This window comes from Aeromicrobium halocynthiae, from assembly GCF_039531385.1.
Lineage (GTDB): Bacteria > Actinomycetota > Actinomycetes > Propionibacteriales > Nocardioidaceae > Aeromicrobium > Aeromicrobium halocynthiae.
Genome location: NZ_BAAAPY010000001.1, coordinates 595,042 through 613,241 on the forward strand (window position 1 = coordinate 595,042; position 18,200 = coordinate 613,241).

General features: G+C 70.9%; 22 protein-coding genes, 1 tRNA gene and 1 pseudogene. 13 read left to right on the top strand and 11 right to left on the bottom strand.

The annotated features are described in order from the left end of the window. Positions 1-147: 147 nt before the first annotated feature. Positions 148-459 carry a putative quinol monooxygenase gene (locus tag ABD213_RS02895; RefSeq protein ID WP_015748766.1) on the bottom strand — a complete coding sequence of 104 codons (312 nt, stop codon included), beginning with the start codon at positions 457-459 and terminating at the stop codon, positions 148-150. A 108-nt stretch (positions 460-567) separates the two neighbouring features. Here ABD213_RS02895 and ABD213_RS02900 point away from each other — a divergent pair, with 108 nt between their 5' ends. Next, positions 568-1,509 carry a GlxA family transcriptional regulator gene (locus ABD213_RS02900; RefSeq protein WP_344324033.1) on the top strand — a complete coding sequence of 314 codons (942 nt, stop codon included), beginning with the start codon at positions 568-570 and terminating at the stop codon, positions 1,507-1,509. Positions 1,510-1,595: 86 nt separating this feature from the next. Here the strand turns inward: ABD213_RS02900 and ABD213_RS02905 are convergent. Continuing rightward, positions 1,596-2,440 (bottom strand): annotated as a pseudogene (locus tag ABD213_RS02905) (transposase). Positions 2,441-2,580: 140 nt separating this feature from the next. On the opposite strand from ABD213_RS02905, the gene ABD213_RS02910 reads away from it, so the two are divergent. Both ABD213_RS02910 and ABD213_RS02915 read left to right on the top strand, forming a co-directional pair. Then, complete coding sequence (locus tag ABD213_RS02910; protein ID WP_344324036.1) at positions 2,581-2,862, top strand: type II toxin-antitoxin system RelE/ParE family toxin; 282 nt, start codon at positions 2,581-2,583, stop codon at positions 2,860-2,862. Between the two features lie 25 nt (positions 2,863-2,887). After that, positions 2,888-3,193, top strand: coding sequence for a HigA family addiction module antitoxin (locus ABD213_RS02915; RefSeq protein WP_344324039.1), 306 nt, complete (start codon positions 2,888-2,890; stop codon positions 3,191-3,193). Positions 3,194-3,358: 165 nt separating this feature from the next. Here ABD213_RS02915 and ABD213_RS02920 read toward each other — a convergent pair whose 3' ends face one another. Together ABD213_RS02920 and ABD213_RS02925 are read right to left on the bottom strand one after the other, a co-directional pair. Continuing rightward, the gene (locus ABD213_RS02920) at positions 3,359-3,706 is read right to left on the bottom strand and encodes a cupin domain-containing protein (protein WP_344324041.1); all 348 of its coding nucleotides are present in this window, start codon (positions 3,704-3,706) and stop codon (positions 3,359-3,361) included. Between the two features lie 48 nt (positions 3,707-3,754). Then, the gene (locus ABD213_RS02925; RefSeq protein ID WP_344324043.1) at positions 3,755-4,222 is read right to left on the bottom strand and encodes a DUF5994 family protein; all 468 of its coding nucleotides are present in this window, start codon (positions 4,220-4,222) and stop codon (positions 3,755-3,757) included. Positions 4,223-4,648: 426 nt separating this feature from the next. Between ABD213_RS02925 and ABD213_RS02930 the strand changes: the two genes are divergently transcribed. Both ABD213_RS02930 and ABD213_RS02935 read left to right on the top strand, forming a co-directional pair. Then, positions 4,649-4,783, top strand: a complete 135-nt coding sequence (locus ABD213_RS02930; RefSeq protein WP_344324047.1) for a hypothetical protein — start codon at positions 4,649-4,651, stop codon at positions 4,781-4,783. After that, a complete protein-coding gene (locus tag ABD213_RS02935) occupies positions 4,780-5,856 on the top strand; it encodes a fatty acid desaturase family protein (RefSeq protein WP_344324049.1) in 1,077 nt (358 codons plus the stop codon). Before ABD213_RS02930 ends, ABD213_RS02935 begins: the two co-directional genes overlap by 4 nt. A gap of 46 nt (positions 5,857-5,902) precedes the next feature. Here the strand turns inward: ABD213_RS02935 and ABD213_RS02940 are convergent, their stop codons facing one another. After that, positions 5,903-6,847, bottom strand: coding sequence for a quinone oxidoreductase family protein (locus ABD213_RS02940; protein ID WP_344324051.1), 945 nt, complete (start codon positions 6,845-6,847; stop codon positions 5,903-5,905). A gap of 35 nt (positions 6,848-6,882) precedes the next feature. On the opposite strand from ABD213_RS02940, the gene dapD reads away from it, so the two are divergent. From dapD to ABD213_RS02960, 4 genes are all read left to right on the top strand, one after another. Beyond that, positions 6,883-7,824 (top strand): 2,3,4,5-tetrahydropyridine-2,6-dicarboxylate N-succinyltransferase, encoded by a 942-nt coding sequence (gene dapD, locus ABD213_RS02945; protein WP_344324053.1) that lies wholly within the window; start codon positions 6,883-6,885, stop codon positions 7,822-7,824. 6 nt (positions 7,825-7,830) lie between these two features. After that, positions 7,831-8,670, top strand: coding sequence for a hypothetical protein (locus ABD213_RS02950; protein WP_344324056.1), 840 nt, complete (start codon positions 7,831-7,833; stop codon positions 8,668-8,670). A gap of 78 nt (positions 8,671-8,748) precedes the next feature. After that, positions 8,749-9,798, top strand: a complete 1,050-nt coding sequence (locus tag ABD213_RS02955) for an HpcH/HpaI aldolase/citrate lyase family protein (protein ID WP_344324058.1) — start codon at positions 8,749-8,751, stop codon at positions 9,796-9,798. Between the two features lie 11 nt (positions 9,799-9,809). Further along, positions 9,810-10,688 (top strand): HpcH/HpaI aldolase/citrate lyase family protein, encoded by an 879-nt coding sequence (locus ABD213_RS02960; protein WP_344324060.1) that lies wholly within the window; start codon positions 9,810-9,812, stop codon positions 10,686-10,688. Positions 10,689-10,711: 23 nt separating this feature from the next. Here ABD213_RS02960 and ABD213_RS02965 read toward each other — a convergent pair whose 3' ends face one another. Continuing rightward, positions 10,712-11,926 carry an HNH endonuclease signature motif containing protein gene (locus ABD213_RS02965; protein WP_344324062.1) on the bottom strand — a complete coding sequence of 405 codons (1,215 nt, stop codon included), beginning with the start codon at positions 11,924-11,926 and terminating at the stop codon, positions 10,712-10,714. A 550-nt stretch (positions 11,927-12,476) separates the two neighbouring features. Continuing rightward, positions 12,477-13,124, bottom strand: coding sequence for a TetR/AcrR family transcriptional regulator (locus ABD213_RS02970; protein WP_344324064.1), 648 nt, complete (start codon positions 13,122-13,124; stop codon positions 12,477-12,479). Between the two features lie 349 nt (positions 13,125-13,473). Here ABD213_RS02970 and ABD213_RS02975 point away from each other — a divergent pair, with 349 nt between their 5' ends. Next, the gene (locus ABD213_RS02975; RefSeq protein WP_344324067.1) at positions 13,474-14,052 is read left to right on the top strand and encodes a hypothetical protein; all 579 of its coding nucleotides are present in this window, start codon (positions 13,474-13,476) and stop codon (positions 14,050-14,052) included. On the opposite strand, the gene ABD213_RS02980 is transcribed toward ABD213_RS02975, so the two are convergent. The 3 genes from ABD213_RS02980 to ABD213_RS02990 are packed head-to-tail and all read right to left on the bottom strand — an operon-like array spanning position 13,998 to position 15,698. After that, positions 13,998-15,113 (bottom strand): FUSC family protein, encoded by a 1,116-nt coding sequence (locus ABD213_RS02980; protein WP_344324069.1) that lies wholly within the window; start codon positions 15,111-15,113, stop codon positions 13,998-14,000. The genes ABD213_RS02975 and ABD213_RS02980 overlap by 55 nt on opposite strands. An 11-nt stretch (positions 15,114-15,124) precedes the next feature. Continuing rightward, positions 15,125-15,418, bottom strand: coding sequence for a GroES family chaperonin (locus ABD213_RS02985; protein ID WP_344324695.1), 294 nt, complete (start codon positions 15,416-15,418; stop codon positions 15,125-15,127). 31 nt (positions 15,419-15,449) lie between these two features. Beyond that, entirely contained in the window at positions 15,450-15,698 is a 249-nt protein-coding gene (locus ABD213_RS02990; RefSeq protein WP_344324071.1) for a DUF3618 domain-containing protein, read from the bottom strand. A gap of 47 nt (positions 15,699-15,745) precedes the next feature. Between ABD213_RS02990 and bcp the strand changes: the two genes are divergently transcribed. The 3 genes from bcp (at position 15,746) to ABD213_RS03005 (ending at position 16,911) form a co-directional block, all read left to right on the top strand. Beyond that, on the top strand, positions 15,746-16,222 hold the full coding sequence (bcp, locus tag ABD213_RS02995; RefSeq protein ID WP_344324073.1) for a thioredoxin-dependent thiol peroxidase: 477 nt from the start codon (positions 15,746-15,748) through the stop codon (positions 16,220-16,222). A 162-nt stretch (positions 16,223-16,384) separates the two neighbouring features. Next, a tRNA-Leu gene (locus ABD213_RS03000) sits at positions 16,385-16,466 on the top strand. Between the two features lie 16 nt (positions 16,467-16,482). Beyond that, the gene (locus tag ABD213_RS03005) at positions 16,483-16,911 is read left to right on the top strand and encodes a GAF domain-containing protein (protein ID WP_344324075.1); all 429 of its coding nucleotides are present in this window, start codon (positions 16,483-16,485) and stop codon (positions 16,909-16,911) included. A 23-nt stretch (positions 16,912-16,934) separates the two neighbouring features. Here the strand turns inward: ABD213_RS03005 and ABD213_RS03010 are convergent, their stop codons facing one another. Next, a complete protein-coding gene (locus tag ABD213_RS03010; RefSeq protein ID WP_344324079.1) occupies positions 16,935-18,167 on the bottom strand; it encodes a Fic family protein in 1,233 nt (410 codons plus the stop codon). Positions 18,168-18,200: the final 33 nt, after the last annotated feature.

The window sequence follows — 18,200 nt, forward strand, 5'->3', positions numbered from 1 at the left end:
AGTGCACGCCATGTCGAAGCCGGAAGTTCGTGGCCGCTCTCAACCGTCACGGCATGGTCGGCTCCATGGGCCGTGTCGGCGCCGCGGGCAGCAACGCGGCCAGGTCCGACGACTCGGCGGGGCGCGATCGTCTCGTGCGTTGGCGGACTACGGGAGCTTGGACGCGAGGACGTCGGCCGCCAGGATCTCGGGTGCTGCGCCGAGGAGGTGCTGGTTGGCCATCAGGGCTGCGACGATGGCGCCGTTGGCGTGGGCGTCGCGAGCGGCCTCGTCGGGGAACGCATCGAAGATCCAGAAGGTGTCGGCGTGGGTCCTGACCGCGAACCAGACAATCGTTCCTTCTTCTTCGTTGGCGAGTGCGACAGCGCCGGCGAGCAGATCGGCGAGCGCGTCGTGCTGTCCATCGGCCGCGACGATCTTGGCGACGAAGGCATACGGAAGTGATGCGGGTGTGGACATGAGGGGTTCTCCTAGGTGTCGAGGTTTCTTGGTGAAGCGAGTTCAGCGTATGACGAGCAAGAGCATGTGAGAAGTGGCGTATACGGCAGTATTGCTATTGTTCGCGCCATGCGTATCGGACTGATCGCGATCGACGGCTGCTTCGGCTCGGCGGTCGCGTCGGTCATCGACATCCTGCGTGTGGCCGACGGAGCCCGCGGCGATGTCGACCCGCGGATCGACCCGATCGAACTCGCCATCCTCGGACCGAAACGGCGAGTGACCACGACGGCATCGATGTCCCTGTCGGTGGACCACCCGCTGTCGGAGTCCGGAGAGTTCGACGTGGTCGTCGTCCCTGCGCTCGGAACCCTCACGGCCGCCGCTACCCACGACGCCCTCCAGAGTCGAGATGCTCGTTCGGTCATCGCCTCGCTCGGGCGCCTCGACGACGCGACCACCCGGATCGCCGCGGCGTGCACCGGCGTGTTCGCCGTCGCCGAGACCGGACGCATGCATCATCGGCGGGCGACGACCAGCTGGTTCCTGGGGCCGGAGTTCCTGAAGCGCTATCCGACCGTCGCCCTCGATCTCGACACCATGGTCGTGGTCGACGGGAACCTCGTCACCGCCGGCGCCGCGTTCGCCCACATCGACCTCGCGCTCTCACTCGTGCGATCGATCAGCCCCGACCTGGCCCAACATGTCGCCAAGCTCCTCATCATCGACGAGCGCCCGTCGCAGGCGGCCTTCGTCGCTTACGAACATCTCCGGCACGAGGACCCGATCGTCGTCGAGTTCGAACGCTTCGTGCGCGCCCGCCTGGACGAACCGTTCAACGTCGCCTTCGTCGCGCGGTCGCTCGGCACCAGCCGGCGCACCCTCGAACGACGAGTCCGTGCGGCGCTCAACCTCACTCCGCTCGGCTTCGTCCAACGGCTTCGCGCCGAACGAGCTCGGCACCTCTCAGCAACCACGGACCTCACCTCCGCCGAGATCGCGCTACGGGTCGGCTACGCGAACGCCGAGACTCTGCGCTCCCTCCTGCGCAGGGAGCGACGCCGGTCCTGACCTACCGCCATGCCTATAGTCGGTGTCCTAGCGGTCAAGTCCGCTGGGGTGGTGTACGAGGTTGATCCTTCGGTTGGGCGTGTCGCTCAGGCTGTGAGTGCCTGAAGCTCGTGCTCGCTCACCTCCTCGGCGGTGGAGTTGTCGACGGCGTGGGCTCGGGCGAGGACGTCGAGTCCGAGGTAGCGGCAGATGATGCTGGCCCGGTCCGGGAAGATCCCCACCACGTCGGTGCGGCGGCGGATCTCGCGGCGCGAGGATGTCGGCGCGGTCGTCTTCGAGGTGCTCGGCGACGGTGGGGAGCTTCTCGTGCAGGGCGTCGACGACACGGTCGAACTGGGCGTGGACCGCGTCGGCGTCGGGCTGGTCGTAGATGGAGTGCAGCAGCGCCTTGACCCACGGCCAGCTGGTCTTCGGGGGCGCGGACATCAGGTTCGCTGAGTAGTGGGTGCGGCATCGCCCGCCTTCGCGGACCTTCAACACCAGCGCGTCGGCAACGACGAACGTGAACGGCCCGGCCGCGAGACCTGCGACTTCGACAAGCTGTCGATTCCGAGCGTCTCCACGAGCTTGGCCATCCGCCTCGTGGAGACACCGGCGAGGTAGCAGTTCGCCACGACGGTGATCAGCGCCGTCTCGGCTCGCTTGCGGCGCTCAAGGAGCCACTCGGGGAAGTACGTCCCCCGTCGCAGTTTCGGGATGGCCACGTCGATCGTCCCGACCCTGGTGTCCAGCGCCGATGGCGGTAGCCGTTGCGCTGGGCCACCCGGTCCGGGGACGGGCGGCCGTACTCGGCACCAACGACCGCATCGGCGTCGGCCGAGAGCAGGGCGTTGATCATCGTCTGCAACAACGAACGCATCAGATCAGGTGATGCTTCGGACAGGGCTTCGCCCAGCAGGCCGGCAGGGTCGACAATGTGTGGAGCGGTCATCGTGATGACTCCATTCGAGAGAGCTTTGGTAGGTGAACTCGAAGGATCACGAACTCAGCGACCGCGCTACACCACTAGCGGGGACTCAACTGCCGATACTTACGCTTGCCGTTAGTATCGTTTCGCGTTAGGGTTGTGTCGTGATTCGGTCCTTCAAGAACACCGACACCGAGAAGGTCTGGAATCGCGAACACGTCCGAGCCTTCGGACCCGAACTACAGCGGGCCGCGCAGAAGAAGCTCCGCCTCCTCAACGCGGCCGCCGAACTGAACAGCCTGCGAGTGCCGCCCGGCAACCGCCTGGAGAAACTGGTCGGGGATCGCGCCGGACAACACTCCATCCGCATCAATGACCAGTACCGAATCTGCTTCAACTGGACCGACACCGGTCCCACCGACGTCGAGATCACCGACTACCACTGACCGAGCGAGAAAGGAGAACCCGACCATGGCTGCGACAACGAAGGCACACGACCCGATCACCCCGGGCGAGATCCTGCTGACCGAGTTCCTGGAGCCGCTGGGCATCACCCAGTACCGCCTCGCCCAGGCCACCGGGCTCCCCCAGACCCGGATCAGCGAGATCGTCCGCGGCAAGCGCGCCATCACCACCGACACCGCACTGCGGCTGTCCAAGGCGCTCGGCGTCGACGACAGGTTCTGGATCAACATCCAGACCGACTACGACCTCGAAGTCGAGCGCGACCTCCACAGCGACGAGCTGGCCAAGGTGACCGCCCTGGTGGCGAGCTGAAAGTCGGCCGCCGGAGGCCCCACCGCGGCCCCAGCGTGACCCAGATCAGCGTTTGCGCAGGTCAGACCGGGTGCACCAGTCACTACTACGACATCTGAGTCATCAGGTCCGAGGAGCCCCACCGCGCACGTCGCACGGTGGGGCTCCGTCGTTCCAGGGAGGGTCTCAGGCCCGGGGAGGCACGTCCAGCTTGGCGACGGTGAGCAGGACGACCGAGTCCTCCTCGGTCTCCACGGCGTGCCGGGCGTCGGGCAGGAACAGAAGGTCCCCGGGAGAGCCGTTCCACCGCACCTCACCGGCGACGAGCGTCACTCGACCCTGGATCACCTGCAGGGTCGACTCCCCCGGGTTCTCGTGCTCGCTGAGGTCCGATCCGGCTCGCAGCGCGATCAGGGTCTGTCTCAGGACGTGCTCGTGCCCGCCGTAGAGGGTGCGCGCACTACGTCCGCTCGACGCGCCGCGGGCGATGTCGAGATGCTGCCGTGCCAGTGCCGTGAGGGAGATCTTCTGCATGACGGGTCCTCTCCGTGAACGTGTGGGCTGGGCGACGACGTCGTGCGATCAGCTTCGCCGCGTCCCGACCGCGCCACCCTCGTTGTCCCAACCGCGGCTCGCCGTCTCGTCACCGCGCGCCTGCGTCCGGCCTGCGAGCAGGCGACGGGCGGCGGCGTCGGTGGTGGCCGGCGGGATGACCGTGACGAGGCACTCGGAACGGTTCGCCAAGGTGATCGTCAGGAGGTGCGTGTCGTCACGGGGGAACGAGCCCGTCTTGAGCCATCGACTGCTCAGCGGCACCGATCGCGGGCGGTCGTCCCAGTCCGGCGGCGAGTACAGGACGCGTTGGATGCGGGTCGAGTCCGGCGACCACGCGTCGACGAGAGCCGGGAGCTCCTCGATGAGCGAGCGGGTGCGCGGCCACCAGCGGCCCACGAGGGGGTCGGCGGAGCGGTCGGCGGGATCGGCGTCGAAGACGACGCGCGCGGTAGTCGAGCTCTGGAGTCGTGAGTCCTGCTCGGATGGTGAGGCCATCGGGCCCACCGCCTGACGTGTCGCCATCACTGTCAGGGTCGTGGAGTGACCTGACGTCCATGGTCGTGACCTCAGGATACCGCGCGAGCGCAAGCCCTCCGGGCCTCGAGGCTCGGGCCGATTCAGCCTGCCGACCCCTCGCATCGGGTCTACCGTCGAGATCAGTACTGCTCGCCCGCGAGCTCACCGGCGTCCTCGCATCGAAGAGCCTCGCGGCGGCAGCGACACGAGGCGGCCGTGAGATGCCCTCACACCCGGCACGAGACCGATGACTGCCTTCGTGCGCGCGCCCGGCACCCCGTCGCCTGCCGGCACGGGTGGATCCCGGGTTCGACTGGATCCAGGGCTCGACTCACCGATCGACGTCGCCCGGCGGTTCCCCGTCCACCGACCGCAGCATCCGACCCGCAGCACCAGGAGCACCCCATGAGCGACAAGTCACCCCGCCAGCACCTGTCCAAGAAGTCCGGCCGGTCACTGAAGCAGAAGCGCGCCGACAAGCGGACGTCGGCGAGCGAGCCCCCGGCACCGACGTCGAGCGGACGACGACCCTCACGATGAGCACCGGGCGACCCACCGCGCGGTTCCCGCAGGCGCATGCCTCCACGGCTCGGTACGCAAAGCTGTCGGCGCAGGTCCGCGCGGCCGGGCTGCTTGACCGCCGGCACGCCTACTACTGGGGACAGATCAGCGTGTGGGTCACGGCCTTCGCGGCGATCTGGGCCGCGACCGTCCTGCTCCCCCCGTCGGGATGGCACCTGCTGCTGGCCGCCGCCCTCGGGGTGGTCGTGACCCAGTTCGGGTTCCTCGGGCACGACGCCGCGCACCGCCAGATGTTCGCCTCGGCGTCGTGGAACGCGTGGGCCGCGCGGATCCTGGCCGGCGCGTTCGCCGGCCTCAGCTACGGCTGGTGGCGGGCCAAGCACGCCCGCCACCACCGCGCCCCGAATCAGGAGGGCGCCGACCCCGACATCGGTCCCGGTGCCATCGCCTTCACCCCCGCGATCCTCGCCGAACGACGGGGGGCCGCCGGCTGGGTCGGGCGGCACCAGGGCTGGCTGTTCTTCCCCCTGCTCACGCTCGAGGCGCTCAACCTGCACGTGGCGAGCGTGCGCAGCGCCCTGGGCGCGAGCCGCCGGACGCCGTGGCGACGGACGGAGCTGGCGATCGTCCTCGTGCGCCTCGCGGCCTTCCCCGCCGTCGCGTTCCTCGTGCTGCCACCGGGCCTGGCGGCAGCGTTCCTCGCGGTCCAGCTTGCCGTGACGGGCGTCCTCCTCGGCGCCTCGTTCGCGCCGGCCCACAAGGGCATGCCGATCGTCCCCTCGACGATGCAGCTGGACTTCATGCGACGACAGGTGATGGTCTCGCGCAACGTGCGCGGCAACCGCGGGATCGACACGGCCATCGGCGGGCTGAACTACCAGATCGAGCACCACCTCTTCCCCAACATGCCGCGGTGCAACCTGAAGCGGGCGCGACCGCTGGTGCGCGCGCACTGCGAGCGCGAAGGCATCGCCTACGTCGAGGTCGGCCTGCTGAGGTCGTACGTGCTGGTGATCGACTACCTCAACCACGTCGGCCTGCAGGCCCGCGACCCGTTCGACTGCCCCCTCGCCGCCGACCTGCGCGCCTGAGCACCGACCACGACGCGAACTCGATCACGCACGTGACGCGGACGGGTCAGGGACGCAGCACGATCTTGCCGCGCAACCCTCCGGCCTCGACGAGCCGGTGGGCCTCGGCGGCGTCGCCGAGCGGCAGCTCGCGGGCGACCTCGACGACGAACCGGCCGTCGGCGACGAGCGGCAGCACCGCCGGCACCGCCTCGGCGCGCAGGCGCTGCTGCTCCTCGGTGAGGGGCTCGGGACTGCCGCCCAGGTAGGCCTGGATGCCGAGCTCGGCGGCACGCGCGCCCATGACGAGGGTCGCGACGTGCTGGGGGTCCTCGACGAGCGCGAGGGACGCCTCGAGGGCCTCGTCGGTGCCGGCGATGTCGAGCACCCGGTCGACGCCCTGCGGCGTCGCCTCGCGGAGCCGCTCCAGCAGTCCGTCGCCGTAGACGACGGGGTGACCACCGAGCTCGCGGATGCGGTCGTGGTTGGCCTCGCCGGCGGTGGCCACCACCGTGACGTCGTCGGCCGCCGCCAGCTGCAGCACCGCCTGGCCGACGGCACCGGAACCGCCGTGGACCACGAGCGTGCTGCCGGGACGGACGTCGAGGGACCTGAGCGACTGGTAGGCGGTGGCCACGGGGATGCCGAGCGCCGCTGCCTGCGCGAAGGAGACCGCATCGGGCAGAGGGGCGAGCGCCGAGGCGTCAGCCACGACGTGACTCGCGTAGGTGCCGGGCGTGCGCTCCACGACGACCCGGTCCCCCTCGCTGAACCCGGTGGCGTCCTCCCCCAGGGTCCGGACGACGCCGGCGCCGTCGAACCCCGGTCGGTACGGACCGCCCCCCGGCGGCAGGGGTCGCACGCCGGAGCGGATCTTGGTGTCCAACGGGTTGACCCCGACCGCCGACATCTCGACGAGGACCTGTCCGGCGCCGGGCTCGGGCACAGGGACCTCCACCACCTCGAGGACGTCGGGCGGACCGGGCTGGGTGAACTGGACGACGGTGGCCATGACTCCATGCTGCCCCACTCGATACCGTTGGCACCATGAGCGAGCAGCATCCAGGAGCCCATGCCTACGGCGTCGCCACCGTCACCTGGGACGGCGACGTCCTCGACGTCTGGTTCCCCGAGCCGCGTCTCGGCGCGCCGTCGGAGCACGACTTCGAGCCCGACGGACTCAGCGCGCTGAGCGGCGACGATCCCGTCCGCGAGGTCCGCAGAGCCGTCGTGCACGTCGTCATCGACGACCTCGCACAACCGCCCGCCGACGCCTACGACGTCTACCTGCGCCTCCACCTGCTCTCCCACCGGCTCGTCCGGCCCCACGGGCTGAACCTCGACGGACAGTTCGGGCTGCTCACCAACGTCGTGTGGACCACCATCGGCCCCTGTGCCGTGCCCGGCTTCGAGCTCACCCGCGCCCGCGCCCGGGCCGCCGGCAAGGACATCAACGTCACGAGCATCGACAAGTTCCCCCGCATGACCGACTACGTCGTGCCCAGCGGCGTGCGCATCGGCGACGCCGACCGGGTCCGCCTCGGCGCGCACCTGGCCGAGGGCACCACCGTGATGCACGAGGGCTTCGTGAACTTCAACGCCGGCACCCTCGGCCACGCGATGGTCGAGGGCCGCATCTCCGCCGGCGTCGTGGTCGGCGACGGCACCGACATCGGCGGTGGCGCCTCGATCATGGGCACCCTCTCCGGCGGTGGCACGGAGACGATCAGCATCGGCGAGAACTCGCTGCTCGGCGCGAACTCCGGCATCGGCATCTCCCTCGGCGACGACTGCGTCGTCGCGGCCGGCTGCTACGTCACCGCCGGCACGAAGGTGCGCACCCCGGACGGCACGGTCGTCAAGGCCCTCGAGCTCTCCGGTCAGGACAACCTGCTGTTCCTGACCAACAGCGAGACCGGCGCCGTCGAGGCGCGGCCGCGCGACGGCCGCGCGGGCATCGAGCTCAACTCCGAGCTCCACACCAACTGAACGACCATGAGGACCCGCACGCTGGTGCTGGTGCTCGCCGTGGTGGTCGTCGCGGTGACCGTCTTCGCCCTGCGTGACCGGGTGAGCCTGCGCGACGAGTACTGCGAGGCCGACGTGGGCGGCACCCGCGCCCAGGTCGACCCCGAGCAGGCACGCTGGTCGTCCCTCATGGCGGCGATGGCGCAGGCACGCGGCCTGCCGCCGCGGGCCACGACCATCGCCATCGCCACGGCGTTCCAGGAGTCGAAGATCCGCAACATCGACTACGGCGACCGTGACTCCGTCGGACTCTTCCAGCAGCGGCCGTCGCAGGGATGGGGCTCGGTCGAGCAGATCATGGACCCCGTGTACTCGATCGGCGCCTTCTACGACGGGCTCGTCGAGGTCGACGGGTACGAGGACCTCGAGATCACCGTCGCGGCGCAGGAGGTGCAGCGCTCCGCCTTCCCGGAGGCCTACGCCCAGCACGAGCCGTACGCGCGAGCCCTCGCCTCGTCGTTGCGCGGGTTCTCCCCCGCCGCGTTCTCCTGCCAGGTCGAGCCGACCGGCGGTGGCTCGCTGGAGGACCTCGAGGACGACCTCGCGACCGCGTTCGGTCGGGTCGAGACCGCCGCCGAGGCAGGGACCCTCACGGTGACGGTGCCGACCGGGGGCGAGCCCGAGTCCCGTTCGGCGCTCGCGTGGTCGTACGCCCACTACCTCGTGGCGAACGCGAGCAGACTCGGACTCGGCAGCGTCGACGTCGACGGTCGCACGTGGACCGCCGAGGAGTCCGCCGACGGCTGGCAGGGCGAGGCGGTCCAGGGCTCCGAGCCGCCGAGCACGGTCACCGTGACGCTGGGCTGAGCCGCACCCTCCGGTCGCAGTGGGCACGCCGCCCGCCATACTGACGCGTAACCCAGCCGTCCGTCGAAGGGTCCTCACGTGCGCAACCCCCGTGCTTTCCTCCGTCCGCTGGCCGTCGGTGCTCCCGCCCCGGCCGCCGATGTCCCGTTCCGGCCGTCCCGGATGATCCACTTCTTCGATCCGAGCAACGAGAAGATGGCGGCGAAGGTGCCGGACATCGCGGCGAAGGTCGACATCATCCTCGGCAATCTCGAGGACGCGGTGAAGACCGAGAAGAAGGAAGCTGCCCGCCAGGGTCTGGTCGACATCGCGAAGGCCACCGACTTCGGCCAGACGCAGCTGTGGACGCGGGTCAACAGCCTCGACTCCCCCTGGGTCCTGGACGACCTCATCACCCTCGTCACCGAGATCGGGCACAAGCTCGACGTCGTCATGGTCCCGAAGGTCGAGGGCGCGCAGGACATCCACTACGTCGACCGTCTGCTCGCCCAGCTGGAGGCACGTGCCGGGCTCGAGCGGCCGATCCTCGTCCACGCCATCCTCGAGACCGCAGAGGGTGTCGCGAACGTCGAGGAGATCGCCGGTGCCAGCCCGCGCATGCAGGGCATCAGCCTCGGCCCGGCCGACCTCGCGGCGAGCCGACGCATGAAGACCACGCGCGTCGGCGGTGGTCACCCCGGCTACCTGGTCCGCCAGGACCCGACCGGCGAGGACCTCACCGAAGGACGCACCACCTACCAGCAGGACCTGTGGCACTACACGATCGCGCGCATGGTCGACGCGTGCGCCGCGAACGACATCCTGCCGTTCTACGGGCCCTTCGGGGACATCAAGGACGTCGTGGCCTGCGAGGACCAGTTCCGCAACGCCTTCCTGCTCGGCTGTGTCGGCGCGTGGAGCCTGCACCCGGTGCAGATCGACATCGCCAAGCGCGTCTTCTCCCCCGACCCCGCCGACGTCGCGCACGCGAAGGAGGTCGTCGAGGCCATGGGCGACGGGTCCGGCGCCGTCATGATCAACGGCAAGATGGAGGACGACGCGTCCTGCAAGCAGTGCCTGGTGATGCTCGACCTCGCCCGTGCGCTCGCCGAGCGCGACCCCGAGCTCGCCGACGCCTACGACCTCTGAGGAGACCTCCCATGTCCGAGACCCCCACGCTCCGCGCCCGCCGTTCCGTCCTCTACATGCCCGGCGCCAACGAGCGCGCGCTGGAGAAGGCCAAGACGATCGACGCCGACGCCCTCATCCTCGACCTCGAGGACTCGGTGGCGCCCGACGCCAAGGAGACCGGGCGCGAGAACGTCGTCGCCGCGGTCCGCTCCGGCGAGTACGGCCACCGCGAGCTGGCGATCCGCGTCAACTCCATCGGCACGCAGTGGCACGACGCCGACGTCACGGCCGCTGCCCAGGCCGGTCCCGACGCGATCCTCGTGCCCAAGGTCGAGTCGGCCGAGCAGGTGCAGGATCTCGTCGCCGCCATGGAGGCCGCCGGTGCCCCCGAGCACACGCAGCTGTGGGCGATGATCGAGACCCCGCGCGCCCTGCTGCACGCCGAGGAGATCGCCGGAGCGCACGAGCGCCTGACGGTGATCGTGATGGGCACCAACGACATCGTCAACGAGACGTTCGGGCTGCACGTGCCGGGCCGCAACGCGACCGTGCTGACGTCGCTGGCGTGGACGCTGCTGGCGTGTCGCGCGGCCGGCAAGGTGGTCATCGACGGCGTGTACAACGCGGTCAAGGACCCCGAGGGCTTCGAGGCCGAGGCACGGCAGGGCCGCGAGATGGGCTTCGACGGCAAGACGCTCATCCACCCGAGCCAGGTGGAGCCGGCCAACACGATCTTCGCCCCCTCGGCCGAGGACGTGGAGCGCGCCGAGCAGCTCATCGAGACCTTCGAGCAGGCCAAGGCCGACGGCCAGGGCGTGGTGACGTTCAACGGCCGGATGGTCGAGGAGCTGCACGTCCGCGACGCCCGCCGCATCCTCGCCTTCCACGAGGCGATCCAGGCACGCTGACGCCGGACCGGGTGGCGTCGCCGTCACGCGGCGGCGTACTCGATGATCATGCGGGCGAGGCCCTCGCCGAGGATCGTCGGTGGTGCGGGGCGGGGGTCGTGCTCGGACGTGGTGGTCTCGACGGTGCGGCCGGTGGGCAGGGTCCAGCGCAGGACGCCGTGACCCTTCATCGAGTGGTGCCGCCTGCACAGTGCCCACATATTCGATCCGTTGGTCGCCCCGATGGGCCAGGGTTCTCGATGGTCCAGGTCGCACCTCTCTGCCGGAACCCGGCACCCGGGTGCTCGGCAGACCCCGTCACGGAATCGGATGGCCTTCGCCAACATCTCGGGGGCGAACCGGCCGACGTAATCGTGAGCCAACGTGTTCCCGTGGACCGGGTCGGTGATGATGCGGTGCCAGAACGTCTCGTCGGCATCGAGGTCATCGAGGATCCACGACGCGGGCACCTCCCAGCTGCCGTCGGAGGCTTCGGCGTGACCGTCGACCAGGCCTGTGAGGACATCCGCTTCGATGGTCACGGCGATGTCACCGGTCACGGTGGGCAGGTCAGTGGTCTCGCCGTGGGTGAGCCATGAGACGAACAAGTCGGTGGTGCGCTGGGACAGCGTCCGGCTGTCGTCGGGGTCGACGGGTGCGCGGGCGGCGCGGTCGAGGCGCTTCATCACGGCCACCGCCTGATGGGACGGCAGGGAGGCCGACAGCCAGGACATGCCGTCCTCGACGTGGGTGACCTGCACGTGCCGGTCCGCGCGGGCCTTCTCTGCCCGGTCCAGCGCCTCCTCCGGCTCGACGCGGGTGACGAACCGCTTGACCCACGCCCGCACCTCCGCCGTCGTGTGAGTCGTCGCGTACCGCAGCACGGACTCGTCCAACCGCGTCCAGGACTCTTCTCGCTCGAGCCGGTCCAGGCCGGTGGAGATCTCCCGAACCCGGGAGGCGTCGATCCGACCGTCGGTGAAAGCCACCCAGCATCGCGGAGCGCGTTCGATCATCCGGTCCGCGATGGCGAGCCGAGCATTGACCTGCTGCTCCGACAGGCCCATCTCCTGCCCGATCTCCAGAACGATCATCGACCGCTCCACCATGGCACGCATCGGCGAGGCCGACGCCTCGATCCTGGCGACCTCGGCGTCACGGAACCGGACCATCGCCACGTAGGACGACGCCTCGGCCATCGCCAGCGCCCGCGCCGCGAGGCCGAGTGACCCCTTGGGCCGGTTCACTCCGATGTCCATGAAACGAACATACGTGCGACCACTGACAGTCCTCTGCGCTCGGCGGGCCGTCGTCGAGAGGTAGAACGGCATGGACGGTGCCGGTCTCGATACGCGTCCGCGAGCTCCTTCGTCGCCGCGCCCGCTACTCGACCATCGAGACAGGGAAGGAGGTGGCGGGTGCGGGCGTGGGGCCCGGCGCCCACCGGGCGACCCTCGCAGGGACCGCCCGGCGGACCGGATCTCAGCGCAGTCCGCGCGCTCGGGCGACGTCGGTCTGCACCGCGCTCTTGGTCGCGGCAGCCTGACGCCTGCGCCGGACGGTCTCCGGCACGATCATCCGATCGAGTGGCGACGACTCGCCGAGGACGCGCCGACGACGGGAACGGGTGGCCAGGCAGGGGCTGGCTAGACGGGCACGACCTCGCGGGAGGGTCCGGTGGGCGTCGTCGCGGCGCGATGCGCGGCGACGGCGATGAACGGTGCGTTCATGGTCGGCCCTCCTTCCTGGTGCGATGTGCGGCGGCTCACGCCAGCGCACGAGCGCCCTGCTGCGCCACCTCCGGCCGCGTCACGCGGTGCGCGCCTGCGCCACGAGGGAGCGCGCGACGTCGGTGCCGGCCTCGGCGTGTGGACGCAACCGCATCGCGAGCCCACCGGAGGCGACGAGCACGAGCCGGTCGGCGAGCTCGGCTGCGGCACCCGCGCCGACGACGGGGACTGCGAGGTCGTGGAGGCGTCGCCGCATCGCCTGGGTCTCCTCCAGCAGTGCCGCCGCGAGCGGCTCCGGCGGCTCGGGGTACTCCGCCGACGTGCCGAGGAAGGCGCACCAGCGGGCCGCGGTGCGCTGGGCATGGAACCGCTCGAGGGCCGAGAAGATCGACAGGAGGCGGTCGACGTCGTCGCTCGCGCGCTCGACCTCCTCGTCCCACACCGCCAGCCACCGCTCGTGACGGCGCCGCAGGGCGGCGGCGACGAGCGCCTCCTTGCTGTCGAAGGCGCGGTACATCGTCGCCGGGGACACGCCTGCGCGGGCGAGGATCGCATCGACCGGGCTGTTCGCGATACCGCCGGAGAAGACGAGCTCGTCGGTGGCGTCGAGGAGCCGTGCGAGCGTGGAGTCGCGGATCGTCACGACGCCACCGCCGGGATGATCTCCTCCGGTGCGTCGGTCGCGTACTGCCTGGGCGCAGCCCTCGGCCTCGGCGCGGACCGTCACCCCTGTCGGCTCGTGGTCGCGGCGATCCTCACCGCGGCCGGTGGGTCGCTCGCGATGGCCCTGTCCCCCACGGTCGCGACGTTCACCCCCGCAACCGTCGTCGCCTCCATAGGCGCCGGCCTGGCCTCGCCGGCGATGGTCGCCCTCGTCGCCCGGGGGGTCGAGGACACGCACCGGTCCGCGGCCCAGGCCGTCGTCAACACCGGGACCGGACCCGGCCTCGTGGCCGTGGGCGCCCTCGCGGTCCTCCGGCCCCCGGGCCCGCTCCGCGCACGACGCAGCGCCGGACGCGCCGGACGCGCCGGCACGTTCGCAGGTTCGTCGGTGGTGGGTGCCCCTCACGTGCGCCGTGCTGCTCGGAACCACCTCCGCCGCGACGTGGACCTTCGGGCGGGTGCTCCTGGTCGCCGAGGGTGCGAGCGCGTCGACCTCCACCATCGCCTGGATGGCGATCGGTGCCGGCGGAGCGGTCGCGGCGCTGACGGCAGGAGCGCTGGACCGACTCGGGCCCCGAGCGGCATGGTCCCTGGACCTCGCCGGCGTCAGCACCGCCACGGCCGGTCTGGCCCTCGCGGCCGGATCCGACGTCGTCGGGTCCGTCGCCGTCGGGGCCGTCCTGGCGTGTGCGCTCTTCGGGTGGTCCTTCGTCGCCGCGACGTCCGCGCTGATCGCCTGGGGTGCCGACGTCTCCCCGTCGCGCGCAGGGGCCGCCACCGCAGCGTTCTTCGTCGCTCTGGTCGTCGGTCAGGCGATCGGATCGACCGCCCTCGCTGCCGTCGCCGGCGGCGTCGGCCTGCCCGGGGCGTTCTGGCTCGCCGCCCTCACCGGGCCCGTCGCCGCCGCGGCACCGGCCCTCGGCCGTCTCGAGGACGGTCAGTCGAAGTCGAGCAGCGCGTCGATCTCGTCGCGTGTCGAGCCTGAGGCGTAGAGCAGGTCCGCCGCGAGGGAGCGGACCTGCGCGGCGATGGCGGCGGTGTTGAGGGTGATGCGCTCCGTCAGCGCCAGGACGGCGAGCCGCGCCGCCTCGGCGAGCAGGTCACGCGCCTCGGCGAAGTCGTCGTCCTCGGAGAGGTCGTCGGCGAAGACGTCCACCGCGTCGGCCAGCGCCTCGATCGCCTCCCCCAGCTCGCCGGGGCACGGCTCGTCGTGGCGCAGCATGGCGGTCGTGCGCCGGGCCAGCACGCGGGCGTCGCGGATGGCGTTGTCGACGTCGCGCACGGCGCCGACGTAGCGCTCGAGCTGGGTGCGCTGACGCCAGCGCACCGGCGACATCCGGGCGATCTCGCTGACGTTCTGCGCCGTGGACTCGAGGTCGTTCAGGTCCGGCTGCAGGCCGCGCGCACGACCGAGGGCCGCGTCCGCTGGCTCCGGGTCTCGCTCGGCGATCGCGCGTGCCGTCCCCCGCAGCACCGACGCGAGCTGGCGCAGGATGCGTTGGACCTCGGAGTCGATGTCCCGCACCGGGTTGCGCGGGAGCAGCAGCACCATGGCCATGCCGCACAGCCCGCCGACGAGGGCGTCGATGAACCGTGTCACGGCCGGGTTTCCCGCCCCGGCCACCGGGAGCACCGCCGTCAGCAGGGCCGCCGACGATGCCGCCTGCGTGAGCGCCAGGCCCTTGATGCCGACCAGGATGCCGACCGTCACGCTCAGCACCACGACGAGTGCCATCTGCGCCGTCCCCCGACCGATCGTGAGGATGATGAGCTCGCCCACCAGGACGCCCACGGAGACGCCGAGGACGATCTCGGCGAGCGTGCGCCCCCGCAGACCCGCACCGGCGGTGATGACGAGGATGGCGGCGATCGGCGCGAAGAACGCCTGCTGGTGACCGAAGACGGTCGTCGCGACGAGGTAGGCGAGCGCCGGCGCCACGGCGAGCCGCACGAGCAACCTCCACCGGCGCCGCAGCAGCGCGAGCCGACCGCGCAGCGACACGGCAGGGCGCCTCAGGCGCACGCGGCGCAGAGGGACGTCCCGTCCACCCATGCTCGCTCCCCTCACAGGTACAGGCCGGTCTGGCCCTCCTCGATCCGCTCGGAGGCCACCGCGTGCAGGTCGCGCTCGCGCAGCAGCACGAAGGCGTCTCCGCGGACCTCCACCTCGGCACGGTCCTGCGGGTCGAACAGCACCCGGTCCCCGATCTCGACCGCCCGCACGTGCGCACCCGTCGCCTCCACGCGCGCCCAGGTCAGGCGACGCCCCATCGAGGCCGTCGCCGGGATCAGGATGCCGCCGGACGAGCGCCGGTCGGCGGCGTCGTCGACGCGGACGAGCAACCGGTCGTGCAGCATCCGGATGGGCAGGCCGCCGGCGTCCGACACCTCAGCTCACCAGGCGGCGGATGCCGATGATCGTGGCGACGACGGCGACGGTCCCGACGGCGACGGGGACGATCGTCTCGTAGCGCGGCTGGCCGAGCTCATCGACGAAGCGACCCTTCACCCTGGCCAGGCCTCGTCGCGCGATGCTCGTGGGCCGGGCACGGTCCACGAGCAGGTCGACGGACCCCGCAAGGCGCTCGAGCGCAGCCTCGATCTCGTCGACGTCGGCATCGATGTCGGAACGGCTCACGGACGGCCTCTCGTCGCACTGGATGGGTCGCTGCAAGGATAGGCCCCATGACGACGCGACTGCAGCCCGGTGACACCGCACCCGACTTCACCCTCGCCAGCGACACCGGTGACACCGTGACGCTGTCGGACCTGCGCGGCACCAAGGTGATCGTCTACTTCTACCCCGCCGCGATGACCCCCGGTTGCACCAAGCAGGCCTGTGACTTCAGCGACTCCCTGGAGAACCTGACCACCGAGGGCTACACCGTGGTCGGCATCTCCCCCGACGAGCCCGAGAAGCTCGCCCGCTTCCGCGAGAAGGAGGGCCTGAGCATCACCCTGCTGTCGGACCCCGACAAGGAGGTCATGACGGCATGGGGCGCGTTCGGGGAGAAGAAGATGTACGGCAAGGTCGTCCAGGGCGTCATCCGCTCGACGATCGTGCTCGACGCCGACGGTGTCGTCGAGGTCGCGCAGTACAACGTCAAGGCCACGGGCCACGTCGCCAAGCTGCGACGCGATCTTGGGCTCGACGCGGCCTGAGACGGGCGCGGCGCGACCGAGCGCAACCCCGGCCACCACCGGCGGGACAGGGGCCGCCACGCGGGAGCCTGGGCTCGGTCGGCCATGGCCGTTGCGCTGTCCCCGCCAGAGACCTCGACGGAGGGGCAGGACCACACGGGCGTCCACTATTCTTGGCTCCGGGCCGGTGTGGTGGAACTGGTAGACACGCAGGATTTAGGTTCCTGTGCCTCGCGGCGTGCAGGTTCGAGTCCTGTCACCGGCACCCGGGAGGGAGATCCATGGACGCGACCGTCACGCTGCGAGCCCCGATGCGCTCGCGCGACGACCGTGTCGACCACGACGCGACGCTCGAGCGCGCGCTGGGCCTCGGGCTGGTGGGCATGGGCGCCGCCCGCGACGAACGCGCCGAGAGGCGGCTCGACCGGTTCGTTGCCGTTCCCGACGGCTCGTACGCGTGGACCAAGACCGGCGCCGGGCTGCACCTGGGACGCATCGTCGGACCCCACCAGGTCGACACGACCGAGGACGCCGCCCGCGTCGACCTCGTGCACGTCCGCGCGTGCGACTGGTTGCCCGACCCCGTCGACCCGGCACTCGTCCCCGAGCAGGTCTCCTACGCGTTCTCGCGCGGTGGGCGCAACCTCCAGCGCATCGGGACGCCCGGCGCGGGCGAGCGCACCGCAGCGGTCTGGGACGCGCTCTCCTGACCTGGTCGACCCTCTCCGGGCTCTCACTCGCTCCAGCGGCTCTTGCTGCGGCTCAGCGCACCGATGCGGTCGTTGAGGTCGCTGAGCTCGTCGAGGATCGCCTGCGCCGACCAGACGCGTCCCCGCTGCCGCCGCGACGACGGCTCCAGCACGCCCGCCTCGTGCAGCCGCGTGATGGCCGCGTGCGCCGCGCTGCTGGACAACCCGAGACGCTCGGCCACCTCGTCGGCGGTGAGGATCGGCTGCGACGGCAACGACTCCACGATGCGGTGCAGCGCCGTCCCGGGACGGACCGGGCCGAGCGCCGCGTCCCACTCCTGGCGGACCTCCAACAGGTTCGACGCCGTGCGCCGCGACTCGTGCGTCGCGATCGTCATCGCCGAGCTGAGCATCGCGACGAGCGTGTAGGCGTGTCCGGCGCGGTAGTCGTTGAGGGCGTCGAAGTACTGCTCGCGATGCGCCACGAGACCGGACGCGATCGGCACCGTGAGGTGACGGGTGACCTTGCGTCGACGCAGGACGGCGTGGATGAGGGTCCGGCCGATCCGACCGTTGCCGTCGATGAACGGGTGGATCGACTCGAACTGCGCGTGCACGACCGCCGCCTGCACGATCACCGGCACGTCGTCCCGGTTGGCGAAGGCGAACAGGTCGTCGAGGTAGTCCGCGACGGTCTCCGGCGGCGGCGGCACGTACAGGGCGTTGCGGGGCGTGTAGTCGCTGCCGCCGATCCAGTTCTGCACCGTGCGCACCCGTCCCGCCCGGTGGTGCTCGGACGGATGGCTGCCGAAGAGGTCGTGGTGGGCGGCGAGCAGTGCCTCCTTGCGGATCTGGCCCGTGCGGTCGACGTCGCGGATGATCCCCTGCAGCGCCTCGGTCGCCGCCACCATCGAGACCGCCGACGCGTTGGCCGAGCTCCCCATGACGGCCCGGCCGTAGTCAGCGAGACTCGCCTCGACGTTCTCGATCTTCGACGAGGCCACGGACTCGGTGCGCAGGAGCAGCTGGCTCAGTCCGCCCAGGCGACCGCGGTGCGTGCGGTCCAGCTGGGCGATGCCGCCGACGGTGTTGCCCATCGTGACGTGCAGCGGGCGGTCGGCGGTGTACCCGACGTCCGCGATGAACGGCGGCCGCTGCACGACGATCTCGCGCAGCTCGCGATCGGCCTTGGGCCCGCGCTTGACGCTCTGCTGCCACGCCCGCCGCTCCGGCGTGTGCGGGGGCCAGTCCATCGGCCCCGAGGGCGGCGGGAACACCCCACCATCATCCCAGACGAGCGCCCCGTCGTC